Source organism: Parapedobacter sp. SGR-10 (genome assembly GCF_011030405.1).
Lineage (GTDB): Bacteria > Bacteroidota > Bacteroidia > Sphingobacteriales > Sphingobacteriaceae > Sphingobacterium.
In genome coordinates, this window is sequence record NZ_JAAJTJ010000072.1 from 1 (window position 1) to 643 (window position 643).

Annotated in this window: 1 protein-coding gene; it reads left to right on the plus strand. The window is 49.5% G+C overall.

Going from position 1 to position 643, the window contains the following annotated elements:
• Positions 1–643: transposase (locus tag G5B00_RS17900; RefSeq protein WP_163878839.1), on the plus strand; the 643-nt coding region annotated here is incomplete at both ends.

Sequence of the window (643 nt, forward strand, 5' to 3'; positions counted from 1 at the left end):
ATAAGACAGGACCAATCGGAACTGGGCAGGGATGAAACCCCCAGACCTATTAAGAGCGATGAGCTCAGGGACAGACTTTCCGTGCTGAACGAAAAACTCAAAGAAGCAGCAAAGCCTACCCAAAAACAGCTTAAAAAGCTGCGGGAAGAGCATCTTCCCAGGCTGGAAAAATACGAACAGCAGTTGGCCACACTGGGGGAAAGGAACAGTTACAGCAAGACCGATGTGGATGCCACCTTCATGCGGCTGAAAGATGACCATATGCAGAACGGGCAGCTCAAACCGGCCTACAACACGCAGATCAGTACGGAAGAACAGTTCATCACCCACTACAGTATCCACCGGACAAGCACCGATACCACTACGCTGAAAGACCATCTTGAGGGCTTTGAGGAACGCTATGACAGACAGAGTGATGTCGTGGTGGCCGATGCGGGCTACGGCAGTGAAGAGAACTATGAGATGCTCGAATCAAAGAAAATAGAGGGTTATGTCAAGTACAGTTACTTCCATAAAGAGCAGAAACGCGCACAGAAGAACAACCCCTTCCTTTTGCAGAACCTGTACTACAATAAGGAGGAAGACTTCTATGTATGCCCCATGGGACAGAAGATGGACTTTGCCGGTAAGGGTAAGCGGGAGA